This window comes from Anaerotardibacter muris, assembly GCF_943192915.1.
Classification (GTDB): Bacteria; Actinomycetota; Coriobacteriia; order Coriobacteriales; family Eggerthellaceae; genus Anaerotardibacter; species Anaerotardibacter muris.
Window position 1 is genome coordinate 67,019 of sequence record NZ_CALPCD010000008.1, and the last position, 15,702, is coordinate 82,720.

General features: G+C 55.2%; 15 protein-coding genes. All 15 read left to right on the top strand.

Annotation, left to right across the window (positions count from 1 at the left end):
- Window positions 1-39 precede the first annotated feature (39 nt).
- Window positions 40-660, top strand: a complete 621-nt coding sequence (locus NFR25_RS06945) for a hypothetical protein (RefSeq protein WP_251198524.1) — start codon at window positions 40-42, stop codon at window positions 658-660.
- Between the two features lie 34 nt (window positions 661-694).
- Complete coding sequence (locus tag NFR25_RS06950; RefSeq protein WP_251198525.1) at window positions 695-1,972, top strand: AI-2E family transporter; 1,278 nt, start codon at window positions 695-697, stop codon at window positions 1,970-1,972.
- Between the two features lie 125 nt (window positions 1,973-2,097).
- Window positions 2,098-4,740, top strand: coding sequence for an alanine--tRNA ligase (alaS, locus tag NFR25_RS06955; RefSeq protein ID WP_251198526.1), 2,643 nt, complete (start codon window positions 2,098-2,100; stop codon window positions 4,738-4,740).
- A gap of 29 nt (window positions 4,741-4,769) precedes the next feature.
- Window positions 4,770-5,180 (top strand): Holliday junction resolvase RuvX, encoded by a 411-nt coding sequence (gene ruvX / locus NFR25_RS06960; RefSeq protein WP_251198527.1) that lies wholly within the window; start codon window positions 4,770-4,772, stop codon window positions 5,178-5,180.
- A 20-nt stretch (window positions 5,181-5,200) separates the two neighbouring features.
- Window positions 5,201-6,337 carry an endolytic transglycosylase MltG gene (gene mltG, locus NFR25_RS06965; RefSeq protein WP_251198528.1) on the top strand — a complete coding sequence of 379 codons (1,137 nt, stop codon included), beginning with the start codon at window positions 5,201-5,203 and terminating at the stop codon, window positions 6,335-6,337.
- Between the two features lie 21 nt (window positions 6,338-6,358).
- Window positions 6,359-6,901, top strand: coding sequence for a YqeG family HAD IIIA-type phosphatase (locus tag NFR25_RS06970; RefSeq protein WP_251198529.1), 543 nt, complete (start codon window positions 6,359-6,361; stop codon window positions 6,899-6,901).
- A gap of 127 nt (window positions 6,902-7,028) precedes the next feature.
- Window positions 7,029-8,201, top strand: coding sequence for a chorismate synthase (aroC, locus tag NFR25_RS06975; protein WP_251198530.1), 1,173 nt, complete (start codon window positions 7,029-7,031; stop codon window positions 8,199-8,201).
- Between the two features lie 9 nt (window positions 8,202-8,210).
- Window positions 8,211-8,774: a shikimate kinase gene (locus tag NFR25_RS06980; RefSeq protein ID WP_251198531.1), complete on the top strand. Its 564-nt coding sequence runs from the start codon at window positions 8,211-8,213 to the stop codon at window positions 8,772-8,774.
- 2 nt (window positions 8,775-8,776) lie between these two features.
- A complete protein-coding gene (gene aroB / locus NFR25_RS06985) occupies window positions 8,777-9,889 on the top strand; it encodes a 3-dehydroquinate synthase (RefSeq protein WP_251198532.1) in 1,113 nt (370 codons plus the stop codon).
- A 3-nt stretch (window positions 9,890-9,892) separates the two neighbouring features.
- Window positions 9,893-11,062, top strand: coding sequence for a M24 family metallopeptidase (locus tag NFR25_RS06990; RefSeq protein WP_251198533.1), 1,170 nt, complete (start codon window positions 9,893-9,895; stop codon window positions 11,060-11,062).
- Window positions 11,063-11,095: 33 nt separating this feature from the next.
- The gene (efp, locus tag NFR25_RS06995) at window positions 11,096-11,656 is read left to right on the top strand and encodes an elongation factor P (protein ID WP_251198534.1); all 561 of its coding nucleotides are present in this window, start codon (window positions 11,096-11,098) and stop codon (window positions 11,654-11,656) included.
- 127 nt (window positions 11,657-11,783) lie between these two features.
- Window positions 11,784-13,682, top strand: coding sequence for an acetyl-CoA carboxylase biotin carboxyl carrier protein (accB, locus tag NFR25_RS07000; protein ID WP_251198535.1), 1,899 nt, complete (start codon window positions 11,784-11,786; stop codon window positions 13,680-13,682).
- On the top strand, window positions 13,683-15,032 hold the full coding sequence (gene accC / locus NFR25_RS07005) for an acetyl-CoA carboxylase biotin carboxylase subunit (RefSeq protein ID WP_251198536.1): 1,350 nt from the start codon (window positions 13,683-13,685) through the stop codon (window positions 15,030-15,032). It begins immediately after the preceding gene.
- The gene (locus NFR25_RS07010) at window positions 15,033-15,374 is read left to right on the top strand and encodes an Asp23/Gls24 family envelope stress response protein (protein ID WP_251198537.1); all 342 of its coding nucleotides are present in this window, start codon (window positions 15,033-15,035) and stop codon (window positions 15,372-15,374) included. It abuts the gene before it with no gap.
- 8 nt (window positions 15,375-15,382) lie between these two features.
- Window positions 15,383-15,702 (top strand): transcription antitermination protein NusB (locus NFR25_RS07015; RefSeq protein WP_251198538.1); only part of this gene is annotated, 320 nt, incomplete at its 3' end.

The following is a 15,702-nucleotide window of genomic DNA, read 5'->3' on the forward strand; positions in this document are numbered from 1 at the left end:
ATAATCGAGAAAATTTGGTTTGGAAGGAAAGGGGTAGCTATGGAAAACCTGGTCCCTATCGGACTGTTTATCCTTTGTTTGGCTGGCGCAGTTGCGTTGGCAGCTCTTGCATACTTCTTGTTCATCATGGTGAAGATCATCCGCAACGTGGTGTTCGAAAAGGTGAATCCGCTGCTTGACGATACGAAAGAGATCGTCACGAACGTGAAGCCCATCGTCGGTCGTGTCGATCCGCTCATGGATCGCATCACGCTCACTATCGACGCAGCGAATCTTGAGATCATGCGCGTCGATCAGATCATGGAAGACCTGAACAATATCACGGGCAACGTCTCTAAGGCTACCAGCTCAGTGGACAAGGTCACTCAGGCTCCGCTCAACATCATCGCAAAGGCTACGGCTGCGATCCGCGAGCGTATCAACCCAGTGAAGAACACCGAGGGCACTGCTGGTGTGGTGCTCACCAACGTCGATGCTGGTCTTGAAGTAGTTGGTGACAAGGTCGCTTCCATGCAGCAAGATAACGTTCAGCGCGCATCCGATCGAGATGAGGCCCAGGCCCTTCGCACTGAATCCATGGACAAGACCAATACTGCAGCCGCGAACTTGCGCAACGCAGTTCTGATCAAAGCGAACACTGATTCTCACGCACGTAACTAACGCAACGAACATTAGATAACGAGGTAGCTTAGACATGAAACATGTCGATCCATCCGACCGTTTTTCCGAATCTCAAGACGAGGAACTTCGAGAAGTGGGGCTCAAGACATTGAAAGCGGGGCGAGCATTCTTCATCGCCTCGCTCATTGTTTTGTTGGGCGTCATCATCTACTACACGACCATCGTCATGAACATCCTTTCCATTCCTATCGGTATCGTCCTGTGGACGGTGGTCATCGTGTTCTGCTTGCGCGGGATCGTTGACGGGCTGGAAAAACGCGGCGTTAAGCGCATGTTCGGTACAGCTATCGCCTATGTGATCATGTTCTTGGTGCTCGCAGGGTGCGTGCTCTTGGTCTTCTCTCCGCTCTTTGGCGTCGGTAACCAGTTCGACGCACTTGTCCAGAGCGTGCCTCACTACATCAATGAAGTGCGCGATTGGTCGAACAATATCTACAACGAATACTCCGAATTCTTCCAAGATGAGACGATCCGTGAATATGTGGATAGCGCGTTCTCCTCATTGGCTAGCTGGGCATCTGGATTCGCCTCTCAAAGCGCCCAAGGGGTCGCTGCCTTTGGTTCGGGCGTAGCCAATACCTTGCTGGTCGTGGGTTTTGCGTTGGTCGTGGCGTTTTGGATCTTGCTCGAGCTTCCTCAGATCGCTAAGGAGATCTTCCGCATCGCAGGAGCGAAGCGCAAAGAAGACGTGCTCATGCTCGAGATCACCTTCACGCGTGTGGTGGGCGGCTACATCAAGGCCACCATCATCCAATGCGGCATCATCGGCATTGCTTGCGGTGTCGGTTTTGCTGTCATGGGCATTCCCAATGCAGCAGCGCTCGGTCTGATCGCAGGTATCTTGAACATCATCCCGGTCATCGGCCCTTGGCTCGGTGGCGCGCTCGCGGCTATCACGGGCATTTTCGTCAGTCCGCTCATCGCCATCATCGCCTTGGTCTATACCATCATCATCCAGCAGGTGGTCTACACCTTCATCTCGCCTAAGCTCATGTCGAATTCGGTCGATATCCATCCGGCGCTGGTCATCTTGGCTTTGATGGCCGGTTCGGCGCTTGGTTTTGCTATGAGCGGATTTCTGGGCAGCTTCATCGGTATGCTGCTGGCTATCCCGCTCACTGCTGCTGCGAAGTCGATCTTCGTCTACTATTTCGAGAAGCGCACTGGTAGGCCTATCCTGTCGCCCGACGGTGTGTTCTTGAAAGGTCCTTCTGATGGCGGCAAGGTGAATCCGTTAGCAGATGCTACCGGCGAGATGCCTCCTGTTACGGCGGACCAGCTCGATCAGTAGCTTGTTTGCCGTGTGGCTAACCTTGTCCCAGCAAGCAGCAAGCCACCTTCAATCCTTCATAGAGTGTTGCTATGATACGAAGATTGAATCACGTTAATCGTCAAACGCGACAGAAAGTGTTGTCCATGGAATATATGACCACCGCTCAGATCCGCGAGAAGTACTTGAAGTTCTTCGAGGAGAAGGGGTGCAAGCTCATGCCTTCTTCCTCGCTCATCCCTGACGATCCATCCTTGCTGCTCACTGCGGCGGGCATGGTGCAGTTCAAGCCCTACTTCTTGCAGCAAAAGCATCTTGAACCGCCTTTCATCGGCACCACCACGGTGCAGAAGTGCGTGCGTACCAACGATATCGACATCATCGGCACCACAGGAAGGCATCTGAGCTTCTTCGAGATGCTCGGTAATTTCTCGTTCGGAGATTATTTCAAAGAAGAGATGTGCAAGTGGGCGCTCGAGTTCTCCACCGACGTGCTCGGTCTTCCTATGGAAAAGCTCTACTTCACGGTCTTCGAAGATGACGACGAGACCATCGAGATATGGAAGGACTTAGGCGTCGATCCAAGCCACATCTCCAAGCTCGGTGAAGAAGATAACTTCTGGCGCGCTGGCCCTACTGGTCCGTGCGGTCCGTGCTCGGAACTCTATTATGATCAAGGCCCTGAAGTTGGCTGCGGCCGCCCTGATTGTGCTCCAGGTTGCGATTGCGATCGCTTCTTGGAGTATTGGAACTGCGTCTTCACTCAATATGACGGCCAGGAGGATGGCACGCTCGTTCCGCTTCCTAAGAAGAATATCGACACAGGCATGGGTCTTGAGCGCATGGCAGCCATCATGCAGGGTGTCGACAACAACTACGACACCGATATCCTGCGCGACCTTATCGCAGTAGGAGAGGACCTCTCCCATAAGACCTACAAGCAAGATCCGAAAGTTGATCTCGCTTTGCGCATCATCGCAGATCACAGTCGTGCGGTCACCTTCATGATCGCTGATGGCATCCTCCCGTCCAATGAAGGTCGTGGCTATGTGCTGCGCCGCTTGCTTCGTCGCGCGGTAATGAAGGCGCATTCGATAGGTATCGAAGGCGCGTTCATGAGCCACTATATCGAGAAGATCGTCGAACTGATGGGTTCGGTCTATCCAGAGCTTATCGAGAACAAGGAATTGGTCGACCGTATCGTACTTTCTGAAGAGGAGCGTTTCGGCGCCACCCTCAAGCAGGGTCAGGTCTATCTTGAAGAAGCGCTCGATGCGCTCGATGGCAATGTACTGCCAGGCGATCAGGCCTTCGTGCTGCATGATACCTATGGTTTTCCCATCGAGGTCACTAAAGAGATCTGCGCCGATCGCTCTATCACGGTCGACGAAGAGGGCTTTGGTCGCTGCATGGATGAGCAGCGCGCCCGAGCTCGCGCGGCTAATGTTGACGATACGGATGCTGCTTGGTCTACCTATGGTGGCATCTACGTGGAGCTGCTCGAGAAGGTCGGTCCTACGCAATTCGTAGGCTATGACCAGCTCGAGACCACATCGCTCGTTCAGGCACTCGTCCACGATGGCCAGGCGGTCGACAAGCTCGAAGCAGGCCAGGAAGGCGAAGTGGTCCTGAACATCACCCCGTTCTATGCAGAGATGGGTGGCGAAGTGGGCGATACGGGTCTGATCTTCGGTAGTGACGCGAACGCGCATGTCGTCGATACCAAATCGCCCGAAGCTGGTCTTTTCATCCATAAAGTGGTGATGGAGACAGGCGCGCTCGAGGTGGGTGCAGAGATCACTGCTTCGGTCGATGCTAAGCGCCGTGCCTGCATCGCGCGCAACCACACCTGTACGCACATCCTTCATGCTGCGCTGCGCGAAGTATTGGGCGGGCATGTCAAGCAATCAGGTAGCTATGTTGGACCTGATCGCTTGCGTTTCGACTTCACACATTTCGAAGCGCTCACTCCTGAACAGATCGCAGAAGTGGAAACGCTTGCGAATTCTTATATCATGCAGGCCATTCCTACTACGCGTTACGAAACGTCGCTCGACGATGCGCGCAACTCTGGCGTTACGGCGCTCTTTGGCGAGAAATACGGCGAGACCGTACGTGTTGTTGAAGTCGGTCAGTTCTCACGCGAACTTTGTGGCGGCTGCCATGTGAACAATACGGCCGAGATCGGGTTCGTGAAGATCACGAGCGAAGGCAGTGTTGGTGCGAGCCTGCGCCGTATCGAAGCGGTTACGAGCTATGGCGCTCTTGACTATGTGAATGGTCTGGAGGCTGAGCTTCGTCAAGCAGCTTCAGTGCTTTCGGTGCCCATGGCTGATGTTGCTGAACGTGCGGCATCGAACTTGGCTTCATTCAAGGAGTTGCAGACCAAGTTCAAGCGTACGCAGAACGCTGTTGCAGATGATGGCGTGAACGCCATGCTCGAACAAGTGGCCCAGACTCCAGCAGGCTATCCTGTGGTGGTAGCGCAAGTCGATGTTCGTGATCCAGGTATGATGCGCAATCTATGGGATGTGGTGCGCTCGCGCATGGCTGCCCCTGGCGCTGCGGTCATGATCGGCATCAAGGACGATAAGCCCATCTTGCTCGCTGCTGGCACTGATGAAGCAGTAGCTGCTGGCTTCAATGCAGGCGCTATCATCAAGACCATCGCACCACTCGTTGCTGGCGGTGGCGGCGGCAAGCCGAACATGGCTCAGGCTGGCGGCAAAGATGTTGCAGGCATCCCTGCAGCGCTCGATAAAGCTCGTGCCGAACTGGGCATTTCTTAGGCTATCCCAGAAAGGCTCACTGCTGGTACATGCGTATCATGGCTCTTGATATCGGAGAAGTGCGCTGCGGCATCGCTATCAGCGATCCTGCGGAGCGTGTAGCCTCGCCTGTGTGCGTATTGCCTACGGCAGAAGTGCTCGCATGTGCGGCTCCATTCAAGCGCGTACTAGAGGATTGGGAACCTGAATCGCTGCTCTCAGGACTGCCGCTCTCGTTGAACGGAGAAGAAGGGCCTCAAGCGAAGCGGATCAAGAAGCAGGCTGAAGCCATCGCGCAGCGTTTGGCGCTTCCGCTCGAATTTTGTGACGAACGCCTTAGTTCGAATGAAGCCAAGCGCATCCTGCGCGAACAAGGTCTTGACGAACGTGCGATGCGCGGAAAAGTAGATATGGTCGCGGCCTCGATATTCTTGCAATCGTGGCTCGATGCTCGGCAATGATCGAAAACGAAAGGGAAGTCGTGTTCAATCGAAAGGTCACCTATTCCAGCAAACCTAATCATGCGGCCCGTGCAGCTCATGCGCGTGGTGAACGAGAATTCAGCAAGTACGACACTACGCTCATCCGCCCCCAGCGCGCGAAAAAGCCGCTCTATATCGGCATCGCGGTTGCGGTGGTGGCCATCCTGCTCGTCATCTTCGGTCTGGTGAATTGCATGGGATCTTGCGACAAGAACCCGAACATGGCTCCTGATGGCCAGGAAGTGCGCATCGAGATCCCCGAAGGTTCAACTACGCCAGCGATCGCATCGATCCTCTACGATGCGGGCATCATCGAGAACCAGAAGGCTTTCAGTGATGAAGTATCTCGTCGCGGTGCAGCCTCCTCGCTCAAATCGGGCATCTATGTGTTCGTGGGCGGAGAGCCGCTTAACGAAGTGGTCGATCATCTTATCGCAGGACCTGGTCAAAGCGAGAACACCTTCGTGATCCCTGAAGGCTATACGCTCGAACGTACGGCACAGGCTGTTGCGGCGGCCTATGCTGGCACCATAACCGAAGAGCAGTTCCTTGCGGCAGCTCACGACGCTTCGCGTTTCCAGGACCGCTTCTCTTTCGTGAAAGATGCCTACGACAATTCGCTCGAAGGCTTCCTGTTCCCGAAGACCTATGAGATCGTGTTGGGCTATAGTGCCGATGATGTCATTGCCCAGATGTTAACCCAGTACGAACAAGAGGTGCGCTCGCTCAACTACTCGTATCCTCACGAACAAGGTCTGAGCGATTATCAAACGCTCATCTTGGCTTCGATCATCGAACGCGAAGCAGCAAGCGACAACAAGGTTCTGGTGGCTTCGGTCTTCTACAATCGTCTCGATATCGATATGGCCCTGCAGTCCGATGCGACCACGGCCTATGCCATCGGTGGCGACCCTACGCCAGATGATCTGAAGAAAGAAGGCCCCTTCAACACCTATCTGAACAAGGGTTTGCCTCCTGGACCGATCTGTTCACCTGGCATCGCTTCGCTCGAAGCAGCTTGCAACCCTGAGAACACCGAATACTACTACTTCTACTTCAAAGACAATGGTCAGGGCGGCCTTGACTATTACTTCAGCCAGACCTACGAAGAGCACCAGGCAGCTATCGCTGGCTAGCCAGGGAGCGAAGGGGAGTGCGTGAAGCTGTTCGAGCCCGATAGGTATTTCGCAGCCATCACCTCGATCGATATCGAATGGGATCTGCTGCGCCTGCACCTCGATCACGTGCTGCTCGATATCGATAATACGCTGCTCCGTCGCGACAATCATGAAGTCCCTCTTCCCGTACGCGCTTGGTTGGCGAAGGCTCGTTCCAAGGGCGTGAAGCTCTGCCTGCTCAGCAATAATTTCCATGACGCCGTGTTCGACTTGGCAGAAGAGCTCGACTTGCCTATCGTGGCGAAGGCCATGAAGCCGCTACCGTTCGGGTATGAGCGTGCGATGAGGCTCATCGGTGCGACCAAGGGGGATACCGTCATGGTCGGCGATCAGCTGTTCACTGATATAGCAGGAGCTCATGCGCTTGGCATGAAGGCCTATCTGGTGCAGCCTCTGGTGGAGGAAGACCTTAAGCATACGCTGATCATGCGTCGTTTCGAGCGTGTTCTGCTAGGAGACAGCGTTCCTGATGATGTGCCGCGATCCCAAGCAGAGCCGGTCTCCGATACAGAACAAGCGTAGGATCCGTAGGAACGACCGCATCTTGTGCAAGATCGGCACGGCTTGCGCACGAGTATTTGCTAGAATGAGAAGTACTTTACTCCACGCAAGTGGCGCGTTAGCGCCTTCGATCCCATAAAGGATGGTTATGCAATACGTATCTGCTGGTGAAAGCCATGGTCCAGCCCTGACCGCTATCGTTTCAGGCGTTCCTGCAGGGCTCACGATCTCGGAGAAGAACATCAATTCCGATCTGGCGCGTCGTCAGGGTGGTTATGGTCGTGGTGGCAGGCAGAAGATCGAAAAGGACCGCGTGCAGATCTTATCTGGCGTGCGCTTCGGCAAGACCTTGGGTACGCCTGTCACGCTCATGATCCAAAATGATGACTGGGTGAACTGGACCGACCGCATGGCAGTCTTCGGGGATGCTCCTCAGGATCTGGTGCGCGAAGTAACGCCTCGTCCAGGACATGCCGATCTGCTCGGTGTTCTGAAGAATGACATGGATGATTGTCGCAATATTCTGGAGCGTTCGAGTGCTCGTGAGACCGCAATCCGTGTGGCGGCTTCTGGTATCGCACGCGAATTCTTGGCCGAGGTAGGTGTTGGGATCTATTCCTATGTGAATTGCATCGGTGGCGTTACGCTCGATGAGGAAGACCCTATCCGCGATGCGGCTGACTATCGTCCGCTCGCCATCGAGATGAGCGAACTGCGCTGCCCGGATGAAGCTACCACCGAAGCCATGAAGGCGCGCATCGATGAAGCGCGCGAATCCGGCCAGAGCTTGGGTGGCACGTTCCGTGTGGTGGTGAACGGGTTGCTGCCTACGCTTGGCGGATTCGAAGAATCGCGCGAACGTCTTACCTCGAAGCTCGGTGGGGCTGTGTTCTCCATTCCTGCTATCAAAGGCGTTGAATTCGGTATCGGTTTCCAGAACGCGAAGGTGATGGGCCGCGAAGCTCATGATGAGATATACCTGGACAAGAAGAAGGGCTTCTTGCGCTCTACCAATCGTGCAGGTGGTCTCGAAGGCGGCATGACCACGGGAATGCCCTTGGTCATTACTGCGGCGATGAAGCCTATCCCTACTCAGATCGACCCGTTGAACACGGTGAACATCGATACGCTCGAGGTGGCGAAAGCCTCTACGGAGCGCAGCGATGTGTGCGCAGTTCCAGCAGCGGCGGTGGTAGCAGAGGCTGAAGTGGCTTTCGTGCTCGCTCAAGCCTATCTGGATAAATTCGGCGGCGATAACATGACCGACATCAAAGCAAATATCGAGGCATTCAAGAAGCGCATCAAGACGATGTCGCGCTAGGGGGCAAACATGACCGAGCATAAACCACATCCTGGAAGCTATCGTCTCACACAGCCAGTGTTCTTCATCGGTTTCATGGGCGCAGGTAAGACCAGCATCTCCCAGCAGCTCGCGGTGCAGTACGGCATCGCATCCATCGATGCCGATGAATATCTCGAGTTGCGAGAAGACCGTATCATCGCGGATATCTTCGCCGAAGATGGGGAAGAGGTATTCCGTGATATCGAGACCGACGTTCTGCGCGATCTTGCCGGGCGTTCCCCTCGCCTTATTGGCTGCGGAGGCGGCGTGGTCACCAAGCGTCCAGAAAACGCGCAGATCATGCGCGAGAACGGTCATGTGGTCTATCTTCAGGTAACAGCGGATGAGGCTGCGCGCCGCATCCCTAATACCGATTCGCGCCCGATGTTCAAGAACCTCGATACGGCACGCAAGACCATCGTCGAGCGCATTCCGAATTACGAAGCCGCTGCTCACTATTCCATCAATACCGAAGGCCGCTCAGTGGTCGACCTCGCGCATGAGATCGCCGATCATCTGCTCGAGATCGGTGTCATGGTGAAGGAAGACTAGTCATGGCAAAGGTGGTCGTCGACATCGCAGGCAAGCGCCCTTACGATGTACGCGTTGCTCCTGGTATCCTGCAGAACCTTGGAGAAGCGCTTCGTCGTCTTGATCGGAACCCGAAGGCGCTCATCATCACGGATCTGGAAGTTGCCAAGCATTATCTGAACGCGACCAAGGCATCGCTCGAGGATGCTGGCTATCACTGCTCTGTCATCACAGTTCCAAGCGGCGAGGAAGCTAAATCGGTCGAATGCGCTGCCGAGATCTGGAACGCCATGGCAGATTGCAAGCTCAACCGCGACTCGCTCGTGGTCGCGCTTGGCGGCGGCGTTATTGGAGACTTGGCTGGATTCACTGGTTCTACGTTCATGCGCGGATTGCCAGTTGTGCAGGTTCCCACCACCTTGCTCTCCATGGTCGATTCTTCCGTAGGCGGCAAGACTGCCATCAATCTGGAAGCTGGCAAGAATTTGGTCGGCACGTTCTGTCAGCCGCTCTATGTGTGCGCCGATATCGAAACATTGCAGACGCTCCCTGAACGCGAATGGGCTTGTGGCTGTGCAGAGATCGCGAAATCAGCGCTCATCGATTCTGACGATTTCTTCTTCTGGCTATGCGAACACGCCGATCAGCTGGCGGCACGTAATGCTGATGTCGTCCAAGAGGCCGTGGTGAAGAGCGTGGTGTTCAAGGCGCAAGTGGTCGCGGCAGATGAGCAAGAGACAAAAGGCGTGCGTGAATGCTTGAATTATGGTCATACCCTTGCTCATGCGATCGAAACAGAAGCGGGTTATGGGGTGTATTCTCATGGCGCTGCCGTTGCTGAGGGCATGCGTTTTGCTGCGCGTTTGGGCGTTGCATGTTGCGGCACTCCTCTCGCGCTGGTGGAGACCCAAGACCATCTGCTTGATGAACTGGGGCTTCCCGCACTTGATCTTCAAGCTGATCCAGAACGCCTGCTCGATCTGATGTTCTCTGACAAGAAGGTTCGTTCGAATACCTTGCGCTTCGTGCTCCCGCGCGATGTGGGTGATTGGGAAGTGGTCAGCCTTGAACCAGATGTAGTGCTCGAGCATCTGAGGGCTTGGCAGCAGAGCCTTTCGTGCGCCGATCAGGCTTGATCCATGACCGCCGATACTGCTCGATACGAAGGAGCAAGCACTCCTTGCGAACAACGACTTGCATGCGTACGCGACGTGCTCGCTCAAGCTGGCATCGATGCGCTCTACGTGCGCGATCTTTCGAACATCAAATGGCTCACTGGATTCGATGCGGTCTTCGACGACGAACCCGCCCATGCGCTTGTCATCACAGACAAAGATGCATGGCTCCATACCGATTCTCGTTACTGTGAAGCTGCTCAGGCGGCCGCGGGCCACGGACCTATAGAGGTGTCGACTGCGCCAGGAGGTCATGCCGCGTTCCTGCTCTCGAAGATCGGCAGCGCTGCGCGCGTTGCTTTCGAAGATACGCTCACGCTGCGCGAATTCCATCAACTTGAACGTGTGGCCCAAGAGGCTCAAGAAGCCAAAGAAGCCGAAGGCGGAAGCACTCACATCGAACTGGTCGAACAGAGCGGGCTTCTTGAGAGGCTGCGGCAAACCAAGGCTCCATCCGAGATCGACGCGATGCGCAAGGCGCAACGGATCACTGATGATGCTTTCAGCTATATCATCTCTTTCATCAAGCCCGGCATGAGCGAAGCTCAGATCCAGCAAGCTCTTGATGCGTTCATGTTCGAAGCAGGCGCAGAGGGGCTGGCGTTTCCTACCATCGTTGCGACAGGTAGCCACGCCGCAAGTCCTCACGCTATTCCAGGTGATCGTACTATCCAGCCTGGAGACGCCATCGTCATGGATTTCGGGGCGCGTTATAACGGCTATTGCTCAGATATGACGCGCACGGTGTTCGTGGGGGAACCGAATGAGAAGATGCGCGCGGCATGGGAGGCTATCAGGGAAGCGAACGAGCGCTGCGAGGAAGCGTTGCGGGCTGGTAAGACAGGCGCTCAGATCCATGAGCTGGCGGAATCCATTTTGGCGCAGCACGGGTTCGCAAAGACCATGGGGCACGGTCTTGGTCATAGTCTTGGGATCGACATCCATGAAGACCCTTCGCTTTCTCCCCGTAATGGCGATCCGCTGCCTGTCGGTGCCGTGGTCACCGTAGAACCAGGCATCTACATCCCGGGTGAATTCGGCATGAGACTTGAAGATTTTGGGGTGATCACCGAATCAGGCTTTCAGGTTCTTACCCAAAGCACCCACGACATGGTTATAATAGACCCACGATAACGCCCCATAGAATCTAAGAATCGAGGAACCGTAGTGGCTATTTCTACCGCAGACTTCCGTAACGGAATGTGTATCGAATATAAGGATAAGCTCTGGGTCATCATTGAATTCCAGCATGTGAAGCCAGGTAAGGGCGGTGCGTTCGTTCGCACCAAGCTGCGTGACATCCGTTCGGGTCGCGTGGTCGACTACACCTTCAATTCAGGCACCAAGTTCGAATCCTTGCGCCTTGAGAAGAAGGTCATGCAGTACCTCTACAATGATGGTGCAGATTTCCATTTCATGGACCCCAACACCTATGATCAGATCGCACTTTCGGCCGATATCGTGGGAGAGACCGAACAGTGGCTCAAGGAAAACGACGAGGTCACACTGCTCTATGCAGGTGATGAACTCATCGGTCTGGAGCCTCAGATGTTCGTTGAGCTTGAGGTGACCGACACTGAACCCGGTTTCAAGGGCGATACGGTCCAGGGTGGTACCAAGCCAGCAACCCTGGAAACGGGCGCGACCATCCAGGTTCCCATGTTCATCGATAACGGCGATATCCTGCGCATCGATACGCGTGATGGTCGTTATGTCACCCGTGTTTAATCTCGGTTGAACTCACCTAAAATACCAGTATTTGCGAGGCGCGTTATGCGCCTCGTGTCGTATAATAATCGTTCACCATCAAGCCACCCACGCACGGGTGCTCTGTGATCAAGGAGGTGCGAGTCACTTGGCAAAGCTGCAACTTATGGACACCACGATCCGCGACGGACAACAAAGCCTTTGGGCTACCCGTATGTCCATCGGCGACATGCTGCCCATTTTGCCCAAGATGGATCGCGTTGGATATTGGGCTATCGAAGCCTGGGGCGGTGCAACTTTTGACACCTGCCTGCGATTCCTCGACGAAAATCCCTGGGATCGTCTCAGGCTGATCAAGTCGAAGACGCCCAACACCCGTTTGTCCATGCTCTCGCGCGGCCAGAATCTGGTCGGTTATAAGCATTATTCGCGCGAAGTCTGCTTCCGCTTCATCGAGGCCGCTCATCGCAATGGCATCGATGTCTTCCGCGTATTCGACGCACTGAACGATATTCGCAATGTGGTCGATAACGCTGAGGCGATCAAAGAATGCGGCGCGCACTTCGAAGGCGCGATCTCTTATACCATCTCTCCTGTTCACACGCTGGATAGCTTCTTGGAATATGGCCAGCAGCTCAAAGACCTGGGTGCAGACTCCATCGCCATCAAGGATATGGCTGGCATGCTCACCCCGTATCGTACCGAGCGCATCGTGAAGGCCTTCAACGCTGAGATCGGCCTGCCTGTTCATGTCCACTGCCACTATGTCGGTGGCATGGCTCCGGCGAATATCATCAAGTCCGCCGAAGCAGGCGCCGCTATCGCTGATACCGCTAGTGCACCGCTGGCGTTCGGTAACTCTCACCCAGCCGTCGAGATGATCGTTGCAGCGCTCGAGGAAAGCCGTTATGACACTGGCCTTGATCTTGGCTTGCTCTTCGAGATCTCTGAATATTGGGAGGAAGTGCGCAAGCGCGGTCATTATAAGCGCGGCGTCTCTTCGCTCACGCATATGAAGGTCTATTCCCATCAGGTCCCTGGTGGCATGATGTCGAACCTGGTCAGCCAGCTCGAGATCCAGAATGCCCTCGATCGTCTTGACGAGGTCATGGAAGAGATTCCACGCGTTCGTGCAGAGGTCGGCTATCCGCCGCTCGTTACGCCTATGTCTCAGATCGTAGGCACTCAGGCGGTCTTCAATGTCCTTACGGGCAAGCGCTGGAGCGTCGTGTCCAAGGAGATGAAAGACTATATCTGCGGTTACTACGGCAAAGCTCCTGGTCCCATGGACCAAGAGATCGTGGCCAAGGTGGTGGGAGACTCCGAAGTGCTCGATCCCAATACCGCACCAGGGTCGCTGGTCACCACGACGTTCGCCGAACTCGAAGAAGAGATCGGTGATCTGGCGAAGTCAGAAGAAGACGTTTTGATGTATGCCCTGTTCCCGAACGAGGCACGCACTTACCTTAGCAAGCATCGCACATCTGAAAAGGTCGATTTCCTGCTGCAAGAGGAATCGAGCCAAACCAAAGAGGAGGATTACGTGGATATCAATCAGATTCGCGAATTGGTCCGTGTGGCCGAAGAGAGCGGCGTCGGCGAGATCGTCGTTGAAGAAGAAGGCTACCGTATCGCGGTTCGTATGCCCGGTACTCCTTCCGCGGCTGCACCAGTGATCGCAGCTCCCGTTGAAGCGGCTCCTGCAGCCGTGGCTGCTGCCGCACCTGAAGCTGCTGCTCCTACTGCGGACGCTGCACCTGCGCGCCCAGCTTCCTGGCACTGCGTCACGGCTCCGATGGTCGGTACGTTCTATACATCCCCAGCTCCTGGCGAGCCTCCTTTCGTTCAGGTGGGCGATGAAGTCTCTGCTAATCAGACGCTTTGCATCGTTGAAGCGATGAAGCTCATGAATGAGATCACCAGTGAAGAGATGGGCACTGTTCGTGAAGTTTGCCTCGAAGATGCAACGCCCGTCGAATTCGGCACGCCGCTGTTCTGGATCGAACCGCACAACTCCCACGATGCTATCGGACCGGAGAGTGCCTAGATGTTCAATAAAGTTCTGATCGCGAACAGGGGAGAGGTTGCGCTGCGCATCATGCGCGCCTGCAAGGAGCTTGGTGTGAAGACGGTCGCCGTCTATTCCACTGAGGATGCCGACACGTATCCCGTGCAATATGCTGATGAAGCAGTATGCATCGGTCCTGCGCCAGCGAACCAAAGCTATCTCATCATTCCTTCGATCATTGCCGCAGCCATCAATACGGGTGCGGATGCTATCCATCCTGGTTATGGCTTCTTGGCCGAAAATGCCGATTTTGCGCGCGCTTGCGCCGACAACGACATCGTCTTCATCGGTCCATCGCCTGAGAGCATCGAAGCCATGGGCAACAAGGCGCAAGCTCGTGAGACCATGAAGGCTTGTGGCGTTCCTACCGTTCCTGGTTCTGATGGTGTGGTCGAGACCGTGGAAGAGGCTCGCGCATTCGCTGAATCGGCAGGATATCCCATCCTGGTGAAGGCGAGCGCTGGTGGCGGCGGCAAGGGCATGCGTGAAGTTCATAGCGAAGATGAATTGGAAAGCCAGTTCACCGCTGCTAAGACCGAAGCTCTGGCAGCATTTGGCAATGGCGATGTCTATCTTGAGAAGCTCGTGTTGCGTCCGCGCCACGTTGAAGTCCAGATCCTTGCAGACAAGTATGGTAATCGCATCTCACTGTGCGAGCGTGACTGTTCGCTCCAGCGTCGTCATCAGAAGCTGCTCGAAGAAGCTCCTTCTCCTGCGCTCGACGATGAAACGCGCCGTGCTATGGGCGTTGCCGCTATCAAGGCGGTCCGCGCTACGGGGTATGAGAATGCGGGCACTATCGAATTCCTGCTCGATCAGGATGGTCGCTTCTACTTCATGGAGATGAATACCCGCGTGCAGGTGGAGCATCCTGTTTCGGAAGCTATCACTGGCACCGATATCATCAAAGAGCAGTTGCGCATCGCTTCTGGCGAACCGATCTCTTGCGTTGAGGAAGCTCCCTTCACGCCGAATGGCCACGCTATAGAATTCCGCATCAATGCAGAAGACCCAGAATACGATTTCCGTCCGTGCCCTGGCACCATCACGAAGTTCAAGGTTCCTGGCGGGCCTGGCGTGCGCGTCGATTCTTATATTTCGCAGGGTGATCGCATCTCGCCTTATTACGATTCGATGGTCGCTAAGGTCATCGTATGGGGCGCTACCCGTGAAGAAGCTATCGAGCGCGGCAAGCGTGCGCTCCAGGAATTCGAGATCGAGGGCATCAAGACCACGATCCCGTTCCATCTTCAAGTTCTTGAGAACCCCGCTTTCATCGAGGGTAGGGTCTTTACCGACTTCATCGAAACTGAAATGGGTGATGAGTAAATGGCAGACACTCAACCAACTGGTATGGCTATCGCGCCAGATGTGCTCGACACCATCGTCGCGCTCGCGCTCAACGACGTTGAGGGTGTTGCGTCTGTAGGAACTTCTCCTTCGAAGATCCGCTCGTTGTTCGGTAAGCACAATAAGCATGGTGTGACAGTGGACCAAGTCTCTGACAACACCATCAACGTGAGCGTAGTGCTCACGGTCTTCGATGGCTATTCGCTCAACAAGATCGCTTCCGATGCTCGAGTGGCGATCGCAGATGCGATCTTGTCTCAAACGGGATATACGGTCGATCGTGTCGACATCCACGTCGATGCCATCCTGTTCCAGGATTAAGCTCGCGTATGGCTGAAAAGCAACAACACGATCGCTCTGAAGGCCGTCGTATGGCTGTGCAGGTACTCTACCAGAGCGAGATCTTGGAAGAGGACCCTGTGAAGATCATCGATGGGGGGCAGCTGGCTAGCGAAACGCAGCTGCTCACCAAGTATGCGCGCCGTTTGATCGATGGCGCGACCGAGAACAAGGACGCTATCGATGCTCAGATCATCGAAGCGAGCGAGAACTGGGCGCTCGATCGCATGCCCATCGTCGATCGTTCGCTTCTGCGCATGGCGGCATACTTGGTGAGCAGCTGCGTTTCGCTAGCCAGCTGCCCCCCCTC

Excerpts from the sequence above, each read along its gene's own strand:
- aroC (WP_251198530.1), top strand. The coding sequence starts at position 7,029 with ATGCAATACGTATCTGCTGGTGAAAGCCATGGTCCAGCCCTGACCGCT.
- NFR25_RS06990 (WP_251198533.1), top strand. The coding sequence starts at position 9,893 with ATGACCGCCGATACTGCTCGATACGAAGGAGCAAGCACTCCTTGCGAA.
- NFR25_RS06980 (WP_251198531.1), top strand. The coding sequence starts at position 8,211 with ATGACCGAGCATAAACCACATCCTGGAAGCTATCGTCTCACACAGCCA.
- NFR25_RS06950 (WP_251198525.1), top strand. The coding sequence starts at position 695 with ATGAAACATGTCGATCCATCCGACCGTTTTTCCGAATCTCAAGACGAG.
- NFR25_RS07010 (WP_251198537.1), top strand. The coding sequence starts at position 15,033 with ATGGCAGACACTCAACCAACTGGTATGGCTATCGCGCCAGATGTGCTC.
- accC (WP_251198536.1), top strand. The coding sequence starts at position 13,683 with ATGTTCAATAAAGTTCTGATCGCGAACAGGGGAGAGGTTGCGCTGCGC.
- NFR25_RS06945 (WP_251198524.1), top strand. The coding sequence starts at position 40 with ATGGAAAACCTGGTCCCTATCGGACTGTTTATCCTTTGTTTGGCTGGC.
- aroB (WP_251198532.1), top strand. The coding sequence starts at position 8,777 with ATGGCAAAGGTGGTCGTCGACATCGCAGGCAAGCGCCCTTACGATGTA.
- ruvX (WP_251198527.1), top strand. The coding sequence starts at position 4,770 with ATGCGTATCATGGCTCTTGATATCGGAGAAGTGCGCTGCGGCATCGCT.
- alaS (WP_251198526.1), top strand. The coding sequence starts at position 2,098 with ATGGAATATATGACCACCGCTCAGATCCGCGAGAAGTACTTGAAGTTC.